At 49.4% G+C, this 15,703-nt stretch carries 13 protein-coding genes and 1 tRNA gene; 11 read left to right on the top strand and 3 right to left on the bottom strand.

The annotated features are described in order from the left end of the window. Positions 1 to 58: 58 nt before the first annotated feature. Complete coding sequence (locus Q8K39_RS22295) at positions 59 to 532, bottom strand: C40 family peptidase (RefSeq protein WP_305263434.1); 474 nt, start codon at positions 530 to 532, stop codon at positions 59 to 61. 249 nt (positions 533 to 781) lie between these two features. On the opposite strand from Q8K39_RS22295, the gene Q8K39_RS22290 reads away from it, so the two are divergent. The 4 genes from Q8K39_RS22290 (at position 782) to greA (ending at position 6,481) form a co-directional block, all read left to right on the top strand. After that, positions 782 to 1,189, top strand: coding sequence for a heme-binding protein (locus tag Q8K39_RS22290; RefSeq protein ID WP_186951722.1), 408 nt, complete (start codon positions 782 to 784; stop codon positions 1,187 to 1,189). A gap of 308 nt (positions 1,190 to 1,497) precedes the next feature. After that, complete coding sequence (carA, locus tag Q8K39_RS22285; protein WP_305263433.1) at positions 1,498 to 2,652, top strand: glutamine-hydrolyzing carbamoyl-phosphate synthase small subunit; 1,155 nt, start codon at positions 1,498 to 1,500, stop codon at positions 2,650 to 2,652. Positions 2,653 to 2,656: 4 nt separating this feature from the next. After that, a complete protein-coding gene (carB, locus tag Q8K39_RS22280) occupies positions 2,657 to 5,875 on the top strand; it encodes a carbamoyl-phosphate synthase large subunit (protein ID WP_305263380.1) in 3,219 nt (1,072 codons plus the stop codon). Between the two features lie 129 nt (positions 5,876 to 6,004). Continuing rightward, the gene (gene greA, locus Q8K39_RS22275; RefSeq protein ID WP_305263379.1) at positions 6,005 to 6,481 is read left to right on the top strand and encodes a transcription elongation factor GreA; all 477 of its coding nucleotides are present in this window, start codon (positions 6,005 to 6,007) and stop codon (positions 6,479 to 6,481) included. 103 nt (positions 6,482 to 6,584) lie between these two features. On the opposite strand, the gene Q8K39_RS22270 is transcribed toward greA, so the two are convergent. Then, entirely contained in the window at positions 6,585 to 7,061 is a 477-nt protein-coding gene (locus tag Q8K39_RS22270; RefSeq protein WP_110253841.1) for a YhbY family RNA-binding protein, read from the bottom strand. Positions 7,062 to 7,093: 32 nt separating this feature from the next. Between Q8K39_RS22270 and Q8K39_RS22265 the strand changes: the two genes are divergently transcribed. From Q8K39_RS22265 to Q8K39_RS22245, 5 genes are all read left to right on the top strand, one after another. After that, a complete protein-coding gene (locus Q8K39_RS22265; RefSeq protein ID WP_305263378.1) occupies positions 7,094 to 7,738 on the top strand; it encodes an RlmE family RNA methyltransferase in 645 nt (214 codons plus the stop codon). Between the two features lie 123 nt (positions 7,739 to 7,861). Further along, the gene (gene ftsH / locus Q8K39_RS22260; protein WP_305263377.1) at positions 7,862 to 9,751 is read left to right on the top strand and encodes an ATP-dependent zinc metalloprotease FtsH; all 1,890 of its coding nucleotides are present in this window, start codon (positions 7,862 to 7,864) and stop codon (positions 9,749 to 9,751) included. Between the two features lie 85 nt (positions 9,752 to 9,836). Beyond that, the gene (folP, locus tag Q8K39_RS22255; RefSeq protein ID WP_305263376.1) at positions 9,837 to 10,676 is read left to right on the top strand and encodes a dihydropteroate synthase; all 840 of its coding nucleotides are present in this window, start codon (positions 9,837 to 9,839) and stop codon (positions 10,674 to 10,676) included. Positions 10,677 to 10,690: 14 nt separating this feature from the next. Next, positions 10,691 to 12,037 (top strand): phosphoglucosamine mutase, encoded by a 1,347-nt coding sequence (gene glmM / locus Q8K39_RS22250; RefSeq protein ID WP_305263375.1) that lies wholly within the window; start codon positions 10,691 to 10,693, stop codon positions 12,035 to 12,037. A 112-nt stretch (positions 12,038 to 12,149) separates the two neighbouring features. Then, positions 12,150 to 12,226 (top strand) — tRNA-Arg (locus Q8K39_RS22245). Positions 12,227 to 12,278: 52 nt separating this feature from the next. Here the strand turns inward: Q8K39_RS22245 and Q8K39_RS22240 are convergent. Beyond that, a complete protein-coding gene (locus Q8K39_RS22240) occupies positions 12,279 to 13,187 on the bottom strand; it encodes a WYL domain-containing protein (protein ID WP_305263374.1) in 909 nt (302 codons plus the stop codon). Positions 13,188 to 13,321: 134 nt separating this feature from the next. Here Q8K39_RS22240 and Q8K39_RS22235 point away from each other — a divergent pair, with 134 nt between their 5' ends. Then, positions 13,322 to 14,404, top strand: a complete 1,083-nt coding sequence (locus Q8K39_RS22235) for a metallophosphoesterase (protein ID WP_305263373.1) — start codon at positions 13,322 to 13,324, stop codon at positions 14,402 to 14,404. A gap of 359 nt (positions 14,405 to 14,763) precedes the next feature. After that, on the top strand, positions 14,764 to 15,703 hold a 940-nt coding region (locus Q8K39_RS22230; RefSeq protein WP_305263372.1), incomplete at its 3' end, for an MCP four helix bundle domain-containing protein.

Raw genomic sequence — 15,703 nt, 5'->3', positions numbered from 1 at the left:
ATGCTGGAAATAATTAGATTTTTTTTATACCATTTATCAGATTTATTGAATATTTGGCTTAATCATCATTAATGCGTCGTGCGCCATTGAAGCGTTTTTTCCAGTAAGCGATGTCCATGCTTTCTACCCTGACCTGGCCACCTGCTGAGGGTGAGTGTATGAACTTGTTGTCACCCAGATAAATGCCTACGTGAGAAAAGCCACGTTTGAGTGTGTTATAAAATACCAGGTCGCCGGGCTGTAAATCTTTTTGTTCTACGTGTTCGCCTACTTTACTGATTTCTGCTGAGGTGCGTGGTAAGTTTGTACCGACGACGTCCTTGAATACATAACGTACAAAGCCACTGCAATCGAGTCCATTTTCCGGCGAATTGCCACCGCGCTTGTAGTGTATGCCCATCAAATCCATGGCCTTGACCGTCAGGTCAGACGCGCGTTGCTTGATTTCTTGGAGTTTGGTGTAGGCAGTTGAGGATTCGGGGAAGGGATTGTCTGCGCTCCAGGCTGGGTTGGTGGCTGCGGCGAGCAGCATAGTCGAGATAAGCACTAACTTGGCTTTCCTTGATAGTCTGGAAACGTTTATTAGCATCTTTGCACCTGGTTGGAAAAACCGCTCAACTTTAAGCGAACTCGGAAAAAATGTAAACCATTAGCGAAAATTACCCCTTAGCAAGAAATGTCATTTAAATGGGAATATAGCTGTCAATTGGTTAAAACTGTTTGTATACCTAAGCGCAATTGCTTGGCGTACAATCCCGCTGACTTTAATGGAGAGGCATTTATGCAAACAAAACCTGTGTTGACTTTAGAAGATGTTAAAAAAATTGCTGCGGCAGCAGAGGCGGAAGCCAAGGCCAATAACTGGCCTGTCGTGATTGCCGTGGTTGACGATGGTGGTCATTTGATGTGGTTGCAGCGCCTTGATGGCGTGGCGCCTATTTCTGCCCATATTGCACCAGCCAAGGCAACTACTGCAGCACTGGGCAAGCGCGAATCCAAGATCTATGAAGATATTATCAATAATGGTCGTTATTCCTTTCTGAGTGCGCCTTTCATTGAAGGTATGCTCGAAGGTGGTGTGCCTATTATTGTCGAAGGCCAATGCGTTGGGGCAGTTGGCGTTTCAGGTGTTAAATCGTCTGAAGATGCGCAAATCGCAAAAGCAGGTATAGCGGCACTGGGCTTGTAATTATTGCCAGAGGGCGTATTGGATGCATGTTTTTGAAGATGAAATCGAAAACATGATTGGCGAACGTTCGTACTACTTTTGAATTTGCTATGAATGACGGCCCATCAGGCATTTCGTATTTGCCTGATGGGCCGTTTCGCGCTATAATTCGAGGGTTTAACTAATCCGAAATCTCGCCGTAGCGCCTACCCAATTTCACATCGCTCCATCATCTTTCCAGGCCACGCGGCATTTTTTGCGCGGCCAGGGAAACGACAGCTTGGGGCGTCGCAGCGGCGGTAACAATACAGGAGTTGCCCTTGCTGCCCATTCCGCAGTCCCTTCTTCGTTCCGGCCAGGACACCGCTATACTTGCTCTCGCCGATGGAAGCATTTTCACTGGATATTCGATTGGCGCTGCCGGTCAGACCATAGGTGAAGTTGTCTTCAATACCTCAATGACCGGTTACCAGGAAATTCTGACTGATCCCAGTTATAGTTCCCAAATAGTTACCTTGACGTATCCGCATATTGGTAATACCGGCGTCAATGCCGAAGACGTGGAGTCTGATAAAATCCATGCAGCTGGTTTGATTATTAAAGACCTGCCTTTGCTGGTATCGAATTTCCGCTCTGAACAAACCCTCTCTGATTACCTCAAATCCCAAAACATCGTCGCTATTGCTGGTATTGATACTCGCAAGCTGACACGTATTTTGCGTGAAAAAGGTGCGCAGGGCGGTGCTATCCTGGTAGGTGCTGATGCTGAAAAAGCCATTGCACTGGCCAGGTCTTTCCCTGGCCTGTCTGGCATGGATCTGGCAAAGGTCGTATCTGTCAAGCAGGCTTACAACTGGACTGAGGCTGAGTGGGTATTGGGCCAGGGTTATGGTCAGTTGCAAAACCCGAAATTCCATGTCGTCGCTTTCGACTTTGGTGTTAAGCGTAATATTCTGCGCATGTTGGCAGAGCGCGGCTGCAAGGTCACGGTATTGCCTGCGCAATCCAGCGCTGCCGATGTGCTGGCACTGAATCCAGATGGCGTGTTTTTGTCGAATGGTCCTGGAGACCCTGAGCCTTGCGATTATGCGATTGCTGCTGCCAAAGAGTTGATAGAGAAGGGCGTTCCTACCTTCGGTATCTGCCTTGGTCATCAAATCATGGCGCTGGCATCCGGTGCCAAAACCCTCAAGATGAAATTCGGCCACCACGGTGCCAACCATCCTGTGCAGGATCTGGATACCAAGCAGATATTGATCACTTCCCAAAATCACGGTTTCGCAGTCGATGCTACAACTTTGCCAGCCAACTGCCGCGTTACCCACGTGTCTTTGTTTGATGGCTCGCTACAAGGTTTTGCTCGTACTGATAAACCAGCTTTCTGCTTCCAGGGTCACCCTGAAGCCTCACCAGGTCCGCATGATATTGCCTACCTGTTTGACCGCTTCACCGCGATGATGGCCAAGGCAAAGACAGGAGAATAAGAGAATGCCAAAACGTAACGACATAAAAAGTATTTTGATTATCGGCGCTGGCCCCATCATCATTGGCCAGGCTTGTGAATTCGATTATTCCGGCGCACAGGCTTGCAAGGCTTTGCGTGAAGAAGGCTACCGCGTGATTCTGGTCAACAGCAATCCGGCAACCATCATGACTGATCCGGAAATGGCCGATGTAACTTACATCGAACCTATCACTTGGCAAGTTGTCGAGCGCATCATCGATAAAGAAAAACCGGATGCGATTCTGCCGACCATGGGTGGTCAGACTGCATTGAATTGCGCGCTTGATTTGCACCGTCATGGCGTGCTGACCAAATACAATTGCGAACTCATCGGTGCTTCACCAGAAGCCATCGACAAGGCCGAAGACCGTTTGAAATTCAAGAACGCCATGACCAAGATTGGTCTGGGTTCTGCACGTTCCGGCGTTGCCCATACTATGGATGAAGCCTGGGTTGTGCAAAAGGATGTTGGCTTCCCCGTCATTATCCGCCCATCGTTCACCATGGGTGGTACAGGCGGCGGTATTGCCTACAATCCAGAAGAATTCGAGACGATTTGCAAACGCGGTCTGGAGGCATCTCCTACCAATGAATTGCTGATTGAAGAGTCGCTGATAGGCTGGAAAGAATATGAGATGGAAGTTGTGCGCGACAAGGCAGACAACTGCATCATCGTTTGCTCCATCGAAAATCTGGATCCTATGGGGGTGCATACCGGTGACTCCATTACTGTCGCACCTGCACAGACATTGACCGATAAAGAATACCAGATCATGCGTAATGCCTCTTTGGCAGTGCTGCGTGAAATTGGTGTGGATACTGGTGGTTCCAACGTACAGTTTTCCATCAACCCTGCTGATGGCCGCATGATCGTCATCGAGATGAATCCGCGTGTGTCGCGTTCATCTGCGCTGGCATCGAAGGCGACTGGTTTCCCTATCGCCAAGATCGCTGCCAAGCTGGCAGTTGGTTTCACGCTGGATGAATTGCGTAATGAAATTACTGGCGGTGCTACACCTGCTTCTTTCGAGCCTTCCATCGATTACGTCGTTACCAAGATCCCGCGTTTCGCATTTGAAAAATTCCCGCAGGCAGATAACCGCCTGACGACACAGATGAAATCTGTTGGTGAAGTGATGGCGATAGGTCGCACCTTCCAGGAATCTTTCCAGAAAGCCCTGCGTGGCCTCGAAGTTGGCGTCGATGGCATGAATGAAAAAACTCAGGACCGTGAGACCCTGGAAAAAGAACTCGGTGAGCCTGGTCCTGACCGTATCTGGTATGTTGGCGATGCGTTCGCTCAAGGCTTTACGCTGGAAGAGGTGCATCAACTGACGCACATCGACCCTTGGTTCCTGGTGCAGATCAAGGACATCGTCGATATCGAATTGTGGCTGGACGAACAGTCACTCGACAGCGTCGATAAAGCCCTGATGCTGCAACTGAAGCAAAAAGGTTTCTCTGACCGTCGCCTGGCAAAACTGTTGAAAACGACAGACACTGCCATTCGTGAAAAGCGCAAGGCATTGAATGTACGCCCAGTCTACAAACGCGTAGATACCTGCGCCGGTGAATTCGCCACGAATACAGCTTACATGTATTCGACCTATGAAGAAGAGTGCGAATCGAACCCGACCGACAAGAAAAAAATCATGGTATTGGGCGGTGGCCCTAACCGTATCGGCCAGGGTATTGAGTTCGATTATTGCTGCGTACACGCGGCATTTGCAATGCGCGAAGATGGTTATGAAACCATCATGGTCAACTGCAATCCAGAAACCGTTTCTACCGACTACGATACATCCGACCGTCTGTATTTTGAACCACTGACGCTGGAAGATGTGCTGGAGATCGTCGACAAAGAAAAACCAGTTGGCGTCATCGTGCAATACGGTGGCCAGACGCCTTTGAAATTGGCGCTTGATCTGGAAGCCAATGGCGTACCTATCGTCGGTACCTCGCCAGATATGATCGATGCTGCAGAAGACCGCGAACGCTTCCAGAAAATGCTGCAAGACCTGGGCCTGCGTCAACCGCCTAACCGTACTGCGCGCACTGAAGCTGATGCGTTGGCATTGGCGCAAGAGATTGGTTATCCGCTCGTGGTGCGCCCATCTTATGTACTTGGTGGTCGTGCAATGGAAATCGTGCATGAGCAACGTGATCTTGAGCGTTACATGCGCGAAGCCGTCAAGGTGTCGCATGATTCTCCAGTCTTGCTGGATCGCTTCCTGAATGATGCGATTGAAGTAGATGTTGATTGCCTGTCTGATGGCGAACGTACCTTCATCGGCGGCGTCATGGAGCATATTGAGCAGGCTGGTGTTCACTCCGGTGACTCTGCATGTTCCTTGCCACCTTATTCCCTGTCGCAAGAAACCATTGCTGAACTTAAGCGCCAGACTGCGCTGATGGCTAAAGGCTTGAATGTTGTTGGTCTGATGAACGTGCAGTTTGCGATTCAGCAGCAAGAAGGCAAAGATGTTGTGTTCGTGCTGGAAGTGAACCCGCGTGCCTCACGTACCGTGCCTTATGTCTCCAAAGCTACTGGCTTGCAACTGGCGAAGATTGCGGCCCGCTGCATGGTTGGCCAGTCTCTCGATTCACAAGGTATAGGTGCAGAAGTCGTGCCGCCTTATTTCAGCGTCAAGGAAGCGGTATTCCCGTTCGTGAAGTTCCCCGGTGTTGATACCATTCTTGGCCCAGAGATGAAATCAACAGGTGAAGTCATGGGCGTGGGCAAAACCTTTGGTGAAGCCTTCGTGAAATCGCAACTGGGCGCAGGCGTAAAATTGCCAACTTCTGGCAAGGTTTTCCTGAGTATCAAGAACAGCGACAAACCACGTGGCGTGAAAGTTGCCCGTGATCTGGTTGAAATGGGTTTCTCCATCGTTGCTACGCGAGGTACAGCAGCGGCGATTGCGGCGGAGGGCATACCGGTTTCCGTTGTCAATAAAGTGGTTGAGGGTCGTCCACACGTTGTTGATATGATCAAGAACAATGAAATTGCCATGGTCATCAATACTGTCGAAGAAAAGCGCAATGCCATTACTGACTCGCGCGCCATTCGTACCTCGGCTTTGATTGCACGTGCAACAACATTCACGACCATCGCCGGTGCCGAAGCTGCGGTTGAGGGTATGCATCATTTGAATGAATTGCACGTTTATGATTTACAAGGACTGCATAAGACCTTAAACTGATAGAAATAACAGTGCCTTTGGCTACAAGGTCAGAGGTGCTTGAACTTCGATACAGAGTTCACAAATGGCATCGGTAATGCTGGTGTCTGATGTGGCCTCTGTATTTTTACTTTTATGAGTGTGAATGATATGAGTACAGTACCTGTCACCAAGTTTGGCGCAGAATTGCTTAAGAAAGAATTGCATCTTTTAAAGACCAAAGAGCGCCCGGATGTCATCAATGCGATTGCTGAGGCGCGTGCGCAGGGCGACTTGTCTGAAAATGCCGAGTATGATGCCGCCAAGGAGCGCCAGGCTTTCATTGAGGGCCGTATCGCTGAGCTCGAAGGCAAACTTGGTTCTGCGCAGATTATCGATCCTAGCGAACTCGATGCTGAGGGGCGCGTCGTATTTGGCTCCACAGTCCACCTGGAAGACCTGGAAACTTCACAAAAAGTCAGTTACCAGATTGTTGGTGAAGATGAGGCAGACTTGAAATTAAGTAAAGTGTCCATCACTTCACCTATCGCACGTGCCTTGATAGGCAAGTATGCTGGCGACGTGGTTGGTGTGCAGGCACCGGCAGGTGTGCGTGAGTATGAAGTGCTGGATGTGTTGTACGTTTGATTATTTTTATATCTGCTAAGCCGATATAAAAAAGCATGAAAGATAGTTACCCGGCCTGGTTTGGCCGGGTTGAGTACTGATCAGATATCAGAGGTATTCAGGGTCAGCTGTTGGCAAGCGATGATTTTTTTGCGCTGCTTTGACGTGGTTTTGCACGTTTGATATTGCCGCCTTGAGTCACGCGTTCGTTACCTTTGACCATGACTTTGGATACGGTTGGTTTTTTCGTGCCACTTGGGCTAGGCTTGACGATAGTGACTTCGCGCATGCCTTTACCTTTTTTAACTAACTTGGTTTCTTTCGTACCTTCCAGTTTTGGACGGTAAACCACCAAAAGTTTTCCAATATGTTGTACTGGGGCTGCGTTCAGCTCGGCACAGATGGTATCGTACATACCTATACGTGCTTCTCTATCATCGCCAAATACGCGTACCTTGATCAAGCCGTGGGCATTCAGGCCAGCATCAATTTCTTTGATCACAGCAGGAGTCAAGCCGGCTTCGCCGATTAATACGATAGGTTTCAGTGCATGGGCTTCGGAGCGGAGTTCGCTTCTTTCAGCGGGCGTAAGTTTTAACATAGTAATTCCTTTAAAAGCAGTATTTTACGCGAATGGCAAAGAATAAATTCAATCAAAATTGGGTTCACGACCATATTAATGATCCTTATGTGAAACTTGCACAAAAGGAAGGCTATCGTGCGCGCGCCGTTTACAAGCTAAAAGAAATAGATGAATCAGAAAAATTGATACGCCCAGGCCAAATTATTGTTGATTTGGGGGCAACACCTGGTAGCTGGTCACAGTATGTAAGAAATAAACTGGCAGGTAAAGAAGGTGGCGGCATCATGGGTGAAATTTTTGCCCTCGACCTTTTGCCCATGGATCCTATCGCTGACGTGCAATTCATACAAGGCGATTTTCGTGAGGATGAAGTGCTGGATCAATTGGAATCCAAATTGTTGGGACGTAAAGTCGACTTGGTTTTATCCGATATGGCCCCAAATCTGTCTGGTAATTCAACCGTTGACTCAGCGCGTGTCGAATATATTATCGAATTGGCAGTCACTTTTTCCAAGGCACACTTGAAGCCAGGTGGCGCTTTGCTGGTTAAATGCTTTCACGGACCCAGCTATAACAACATTTTCACACTATTCAAAGATGAGTTCAAAACAGTGGTCAACAAGAAGCCTAAAGCCAGTAAGGACAAGTCTTCTGAGATATTTTTGCTTGGCAGAGGCTTGAAAAACCCCGAATAATTGCATTTGCCTCTTGATAATCATCAATATCGCCAACATATGCTGGCTAGCAAGCTCTACCCAATGGGGGTAGAATGAACGTTTACAGTATCAAATGGCGCATCCTGCGTTCAAGGAGTTCTCGTGAATAATATGTTTTCAAAAGCTGCTATATGGGTGGTAGTTGCCCTGGTGCTTTTTACACTTTTTAGGCAGTTTGATGGAAAAGGCATCGGTGCGGGCGTTACGCCCATTCCGTATTCCGAGTTCCTGGATGAGGTTAAATCCAAACGCATCAAGGATGCCACCATCGATGAAGCCAATCGCTCCATCGTGGCGACCAATTCTGAGGGTAAAAAAGTCAAGGTGCAAATTACCGGGCTTGACCGGGGCCTGATCCGTGATCTGGTGGATAATAACGTCAAGTTTGATGTCAAGCAGCCAGAAGAGCAATCCTTCCTGTCGCAAGTCTTCATTTCCTGGTTCCCGATGCTGTTACTGATCGGTGTCTGGGTCTTCTTTATGCGCCAGATGCAAGGCGGCGGTAAGGGTGGGGCATTCTCCTTTGGTAAATCCAAGGCCAGGATGCTGGATGATACCAATAACAACGTCACATTTGCCGATGTTGCAGGTTGCGACGAAGCCAAGGAAGAAGTCAGTGAAATCGTTGATTTCCTGCGTGACCCGACCAAATTTCAAAAGTTGGGTGGCCGTATTCCTCGCGGTGTATTGATGGTTGGCCCTCCGGGGACTGGTAAAACTTTGATTGCCCGCGCCATCGCTGGTGAAGCAAAAGTGCCTTTCTTCACGATCTCTGGTTCTGATTTCGTTGAAATGTTTGTTGGCGTGGGTGCTTCCCGCGTTCGCGACATGTTTGAAAACGCCAAAAAACATGCACCTTGTATCATCTTTATTGATGAGATTGATGCGGTTGGCCGCCATCGTGGTGCCGGTATGGGTGGTGGTAATGATGAGCGCGAACAGACACTGAACCAGATGCTTGTTGAAATGGATGGTTTTGAGGCCAATTCTGGCGTCATCGTGATTGCTGCAACTAACCGTGCTGACGTACTTGATAAAGCCTTGCTGCGCCCAGGCCGTTTTGACCGTCAGGTTTCTGTGGGTTTGCCGGATATCCGTGGCCGTGAGCAAATCCTTAATGTCCATATGCGCAAAGTGCCTATTTCTGCTGACGTCAAGGCTGATATTCTTGCCCGTGGTACGCCAGGTTTCTCAGGTGCTGACTTGGCCAACTTGGTCAATGAGGCAGCCTTGTTTGCTGCAAGACGCAATAAACGCCTGGTTGAAATGATGGATTTTGAAGATGCCAAAGACAAAATCTACATGGGTCCAGAGCGTCGTTCCATGGTCATGCGTGAAGATGAGCGCAGGAATACGGCTTACCATGAGTCCGGTCATGCTGTGATCGCCAAGCTCATGCCCAAGGCTGATCCTGTCCATAAAGTCACCATCATGCCACGGGGTTTTGCCTTGGGCCTGACCTGGCAATTGCCTGAGCATGATCAGATCAGTGGTTACAAAGACAAAATGCTGGAAGAAATTTCCATTCTGTTTGGCGGTCGTATTGCTGAAGAAATTTTTGTTGGCCAAATGTCTACGGGTGCTTCCAATGACTTTTCCCGTGCAACCAAGCTGGCACGCTCTATGGTGACGCGTTTTGGTATGTCTGACAGTATGGGTGTGATGGTCTATGAAGACAGTCAGAGTGAAGGTTATTTTGGCGGTCCATCCAAAACCATTTCCGAGGCAACCCAGCAAAAAGTGGATGCAGAAATCCGCAGTATTCTGGATGCACAATATGCACTGTCGCGCAAACTTCTTGAAGAAAACCGTGACAAGGTAGAAGCCATGACCAAGGCCTTGCTGGATTGGGAAACTATCGATGCAGACCAGGTCAATGACATCATGAACGGTATAGATCCACGTCCGCCAAAACAAGGTCAGACCTCTAGTCGTACGCCGACTGATAAGCCGTCTGGTGGCGTGTCTCCTAGTGCAACAGCACCAGCCTGAGTCGCTGTACAAAAAACACACAATTAATTTTTGAATTTCTTGTACAAGGGTGGGGATTATTCCTCACCCTTAGTCTTTTTAAAAAATGAAATATTTCCAATGTGGCCGTTTTCGCTATCCCTTGAGCGGAGCGCAATCCAGAACCCTGGTCATGGGTGTCCTCAACATCACACCCGATTCTTTTTCTGATGGTGGCAAATACCTGCACCTCGAAAGCGCCATCGCCCGGGCTGAACAGATGATAGAAGATGGTGTTGATATCATCGATATCGGTGGCGAATCCAGTCGTCCCGGCTCTGCTCCTTTATCGCTGGATGAAGAGCTGGGCCGCGTCATGCCCGTCATCTATGCTTTGCGTGATTGTGGCAAGCCCCTGTCCATCGATACCTACAAACCGCAAGTCATGCGCGAAGCCTTGCTTGCCGGGGTAGATATGATCAATGATATCCAGGGGTTTCGCTCGCCAGACGCTATCGCCGCAATACAAAATGCGGACGCTGCCCTGTGTGCCATGCATATGCAAAACACACCGGTGGACATGCAAATCAGCCCTGAATATGCTGACGTCAATCAAGAAGTGAAAATGTTTTTGCGTCAGCGCCTGGCTGCTTTTGAGCAGGCAGGCATAGAAACCGAGCGCATTTGCCTTGACCCCGGTTTTGGTTTTGGCAAAACCCTGGAGCATAATGTGGCATTGTTCCAGCACTTGCCTGAATTGCAGCAAGAGCTGGGTTTGCCCGTGCTGGTGGGGGTATCACGCAAATCCATGATAGGTGGTTTGACGGGCAGGGCTGCACCAGAACGCCTGGCAGGCAGCATCGCCGCAGCGCTGGCAGCAAAGCAAATGGGCGCAAACATAATCCGTGTGCACGACGTCGCAGAAACTGTCGATGCATACAAAGTCTGGGATGCATTGTCCCGTTGATCAGCAGGAAGAATATGAGTAGAAAATATTTTGGTACAGATGGCATACGCGGTAAGGTTGGCGTTGCTCCGATCACCCCTGATTTTGTCATGCGCCTGGGATTTGCCGCAGGCAAAGTGCTGGCGCAAGCGAATGTTGTTGGCGATGCACGGCCTACCGTCTTGATAGGTAAAGACACGCGCATTTCCGGCTATTTGCTGGAAGCTTCGCTGGAGGCCGGCTTTGCCGCCGCTGGCGTTGATGTCATGTTGTCTGGTCCCGCACCCACACCTGCAGTGGCCTACCTGACACGCGCATTGCGTCTGTCTGCAGGCGTCGTGATTTCTGCCTCACACAACCCATTCGATGATAATGGCATCAAGTTTTTCTCGGCAAATGGCAATAAACTGCCGGATGAAGTAGAACTGGCGATAGAAGCTGAACTTGAGCGCCCCATGCAATGCGTCAGCTCTGAGAAGTTGGGCAAGGCACGCCGCTTGAGTGACGCAAATGGTCGCTACATAGAATTTTGTAAGAGCACTTTCCCAGCTGAACTGGATTTGCGTGGCCTGAAAATCGTCGTCGATTGCGCCCATGGTGCTGCTTACGATATTGCCCCCCATGTCTTCCATGAATTGGGTGCCGACGTCATCGCCATCGGCAATCAGCCAAATGGCTTAAACATCAATGACCAGGTCGGGGCCACCGCGCCGGACGCGCTGGCCCTGGCTGTGCGCGCCAATCATGCTGATCTGGGTATTGCCCTTGATGGTGATGCCGACCGCCTGCTCATGGTCGACAAGCACGGCAAGATATATAACGGTGATCAACTGCTTTACCTGATGGTGCTTGACCGCATGGCTATAGGCAAGGTCGATGGTGTGGTGGGTACGCTCATGACCAATATGGCAGTTGAGTTGGCATTCAAGAAGCTGGGCGTGGGCTTTGCACGCGCCAAAGTCGGCGACCGTTATGTGCTGGAGCAAATGTATGAGCGCGGCTGGTTGCTGGGTGGTGAAGGTTCAGGCCACCTCCTGTGCCTGGACAAGCATACGACAGGTGACGGCATAGTCTCAGCACTGCAGGTATTGTCAGCCTTGAGGCGAAATGGCAAGAGTCTGGACGCCTGCTTTGACGACTTGCAACTATTCCCGCAGACCTTATTGAATATCAAAGTGCCTGCCGGATTCGACTGGCAAAAGAATGAAAAACTCGTCGCCGAAAAACAAAAGGTGGAAGCCGAACTGGCAGACAAGGGCCGGGTGCTGATACGCGCCTCTGGCACTGAGCCGCTAGTGCGCGTGATGGTGGAGGCCGAAGATGCAGAACTGGCCTCCACCAGCGCCCGCCGCCTGGCAGATTGCATTCCGCCTGCAATCTAAGTTAATTCGCTGCCAGATGCTTTTCATTCTTGAATCTAGCGACGATACCATGTACTATTCAGCCTTCAGTTTTTGGGCCGCCAAACATCAGTTTTGCCGGCCCTGAACAAGACTGTCCATAGCTCAGTTGGATAGAGCACGAGCCTTCTAAGCTCGGGGTCGCACGTTCGATTCGTGCTGGACAGGCCAATAGATTCAAAGACTTAGCCCAGATTACAATTCTGGGCTTTTTCGTTTTTGTTCAAGCTGCCTTAGTATCAGTTAATTTTTTGTAACCCGGTGCTAATACCGCATTTTTTACGCCATCAAGCGCACTCAAGTTGGCAAGCTTTAGTCTGCAATTGCTATATTCAGCTTGATTGTCAGCTGAGCAATCAACCTGCCATTGACGCAATACATAACCCGCAACTGCCGCACGTAACCGGACTTCTACCTTTCCCTGGTTCATGCCGTAGTCACGCATGATGGACTCTGGATACAGGTGTGAGGGGTGCGGTCGCAACTCAATATCGATCATGCGCTGCCATTGTTCATCAGCGGCCAATCGCTCATGTTCTTGCGTGATTTGGTTTTGGCTGCCTTGCTTGATTGTGGCGATATCATCCATGCGTGTCAGCACTAGGTCCCTGAATTCCTGTTTGCTTCTGTCGTAGGCGCGTACATGCCAGCGCAGGCCTGAATCGACCAGGGCCAGAGGGACTATTTCTCTTAGTAAAGGGCCGGTCTTCATGGAGTGATAAATCAGGCTGAGTGGATATTGTCCTTGTATGGCGCGGGTGACTGTTGCCAGGTCTGCGAGCTTGGGCTGGTTCAGCCGTGCTGGCACATCGTGTTGCAGCAGGGCTTCGCCTATGCTGCGCTCACCGTCGCCAAAACCTGAGCAAAGTGCGGACAAGACTCTGTCTGCCTTGTGCTGGAACAGTGGCTGGAAGCTGTCGCGGTAATGATACATCTTGCCTTCGTAGCTGACATTGCCTGGTGCAAGTTCTCTATATAGTACGAGGTCGCGTGTGCCTGCGGCAGAGGCGATGTCAAAACGGTCCATGACATCCTTGCGTGTTACTTTACCCAGAAACCAAAGGCGGAATTCGATGAAGGCCAGGCGTTCACGCTGGGCGGCTGGCAATTCAGTCAATGAATTTGTGTGCATGGAAAATAATAATCTTAGTTTGATAAAACATTGTAACATCGAATCATTTTGATGCTATATTTTCAAAGCGATCAAATTGATTTGATGTGATTACTTGTAAATCACATGTCATGAGATAACAGCAAAGGATAGTAATGAGTCTGATACAGCAACTGCCGTCAGGGCCGCTCGACATCATTGGCGATGTTCATGGAGAGTATGAGGCGCTCTGCAATTTGCTACAGCATCTTGGCTATGATGCTGAGGGCAATCATCAAGATGGGCGCACTCTGGTTTTTGTCGGTGATTTTTGTGATCGTGGGCCGGATAGTCCTGCAGTATTGGTTCTGGTTGAGCGGCTGGTCAGGAGTGGCAAGGCCAGAGCGGTATTGGGCAATCATGAGATGAATCTTCTGCGTGGTAGTGCCAAAGATGGTTCGGGCTGGTTTTTTGACGAGAGGCAGGCTTGGGATGCGCCCAAGTACGCGCCATTCCAGCGTCTGGCAGCTGAAAAAAAGGAAGAACTTATTGCATTTTTGTTATCTTTACCGATAGGTCTGGAGCGTGAAGATTTACGGGTAGTGCATGCGGCCTGGGTGGAGGAACATATTCAAGCCATACGCCCTTTACCTGTCGGTAGCGTGATAGAACATGATAGTCAATGGAATGAAGCAACGCATATGCGGGCTGTGGAATTAAAAGCCGCGATGCGGGAAGAGTTGGCGAAGCACCCGCCAGGGCTGGAAGATCCGCATCATCAACCACCCTTCATGTCTGCCCATGCCAGTCATGATGCAATGATGCAAATGCATAATCCTTTGAGGGTGTTGACTTCAGGTGTCGAGCGCGAATGGCATACTTCTTTTTATTCTGGTGGTAAGTGGCGCTTTGTCGGTCGCATGCCATGGTGGAATGAGTATGATGCTCATATTCCGGTAGTCGTGGGCCATTATTGGCGTCGCTACGATTCTTTTGATCGCTCTCAGGTCGGCAAGGGTGATGCGGACTTGTTTGAAGATACCAAGCCCTGGTCATGGCATGGCAAACATGGCAATGTGTATTGCGTAGACTTCTCTGTAGGTGGTCGTTGGGCTGCAAGAAAGAATCCACAATTCCCTGTATCCAATTACAAACTGGCTGCGCTGCGTTGGCCAGAACGTAGCTTGCAATTTGATGATGGCCATATGATGTTAACTGACTCGTTTCTAGAGGCTAAAGCTTCGCAACCAGAGAAGTAATTTCACGGCAGTAAACTGCCGAGTGCAGCTCTATTTAATTCGGCAATGTCATGTTCATGGATTGTGTTGCCGTGTCAAGTTGATGTTGCTTTTCGTCATGCTGGTGACATTTGCGCTATGTATGTTTCAGGCTATACTCTGAACAGGCATCGCCTTTTGTTGAGCTGAGAATTTCATCCTGGTTCTCAGAGGCAGGCATAGTGAAAATACCATTACTCATGGTTTTTTGAAGCAAGGTTATTCTGAAAATTTTCGTAAAAAAACAAAAATTCGGTAGGGACAGGTTGCATGTCTTTCGGTATCTTCCCTAGTCTCACTGATTTCCACTCTTCTTCCTTTTCGGATGCGCAGGAAAATATATGAATCAATTGTCGCGGTTGAAGATTAGTGCTCGGCTGGCCTTGGGGTTTGGTCTGGTTATCCTGTTTGCTTGTGGTCTGCTCATTCTTGGTTTATTTAGGCTAAGTCAGTTGCAGGCTTCCACGGACTATATTTTCAATACCAAGGTCGCAAGTCTGGATGCTGCTACCGATATGCGTGAGCAGGGTCGTGCTTTGGCTCTGGTATTGCGAAAAATGACGGCACCCAGCGATATGGCCGAGGCCGAACGTGAAACCAAGAAAATGGCTAAGATTCTGGAGGGCTATGACGCTTCCGAAGTCGCCGCAAAAAAACTGATTGATGACAAAGAGGGGAAAGATACACTGCAAAATTCTGTCGATCTAAAACGGCAAGTGCTGACGATAGCCAACAAGGTCAAGGGTCTGGTTGGCGAAGGTAATTATTTTGATGCAGCTTCGGTGTTGCAAACCGAATTTAATGCGCCAAATGAAAAATGGATGCTGGCCCTGAGTGAACTGGCGCAGCAACAACACAAGGCCATGAAGGCTGCATATGATGAATCCTTGACCAATTATAAGAATGCCAGAATGGGCATGCTGCTAATTGGGATTTTGACTATCGTCATCGGCTCACTGGCAGCATGGCTGATCGCCCGCACCATTGCGGGGCCTATCAAACGCGCAGCCATCATCGCAGATCAAATTGCCAATGGGGACTTGAGCAGGTCAGTGGACGCCAGCGGCACAGATGAAATTGGTGATTTGCTGCATTCCCTGAAAATGATGCAGGAAAACCTCTTGAGTACCATATCCAAGATAAAGACGGGTACTGAAACCATCACGGTAGCATCGCAAGAGATTGCTTCTGGCAATGCTGATCTGTCCAGTCGGACGGAATCGCAGGCCAGTTCACTGGAAGAAACCGCCAGCTCGATGGAAGAGCTGACCAGTACAGTCA

It is taken from the genome of Undibacterium sp., assembly GCF_030683615.1.
GTDB lineage: Bacteria > Pseudomonadota > Gammaproteobacteria > Burkholderiales > Burkholderiaceae_D > Undibacterium > Undibacterium umbellatum.
Note: the sequence above shows the minus strand (reverse complement) of the source record. Positions and strands in the feature narration are given on the sequence as shown.

Coding starts and splice junctions, on each gene's coding strand:
- Q8K39_RS22295 (WP_305263434.1), bottom strand. CDS start 532: ATGCTGCTCGCCGCAGCCACCAACCCAGCCTGGAGCGCAGACAATCCC.
- Q8K39_RS22290 (WP_186951722.1), top strand. CDS start 782: ATGCAAACAAAACCTGTGTTGACTTTAGAAGATGTTAAAAAAATTGCT.
- carB (WP_305263380.1), top strand. CDS start 2,657: ATGCCAAAACGTAACGACATAAAAAGTATTTTGATTATCGGCGCTGGC.
- greA (WP_305263379.1), top strand. CDS start 6,005: ATGAGTACAGTACCTGTCACCAAGTTTGGCGCAGAATTGCTTAAGAAA.
- Q8K39_RS22270 (WP_110253841.1), bottom strand. CDS start 7,061: ATGTTAAAACTTACGCCCGCTGAAAGAAGCGAACTCCGCTCCGAAGCC.
- Q8K39_RS22265 (WP_305263378.1), top strand. CDS start 7,094: ATGGCAAAGAATAAATTCAATCAAAATTGGGTTCACGACCATATTAAT.
- folP (WP_305263376.1), top strand. CDS start 9,837: ATGAAATATTTCCAATGTGGCCGTTTTCGCTATCCCTTGAGCGGAGCG.
- glmM (WP_305263375.1), top strand. CDS start 10,691: ATGAGTAGAAAATATTTTGGTACAGATGGCATACGCGGTAAGGTTGGC.
- Q8K39_RS22240 (WP_305263374.1), bottom strand. CDS start 13,187: ATGCACACAAATTCATTGACTGAATTGCCAGCCGCCCAGCGTGAACGC.
- Q8K39_RS22235 (WP_305263373.1), top strand. CDS start 13,322: ATGAGTCTGATACAGCAACTGCCGTCAGGGCCGCTCGACATCATTGGC.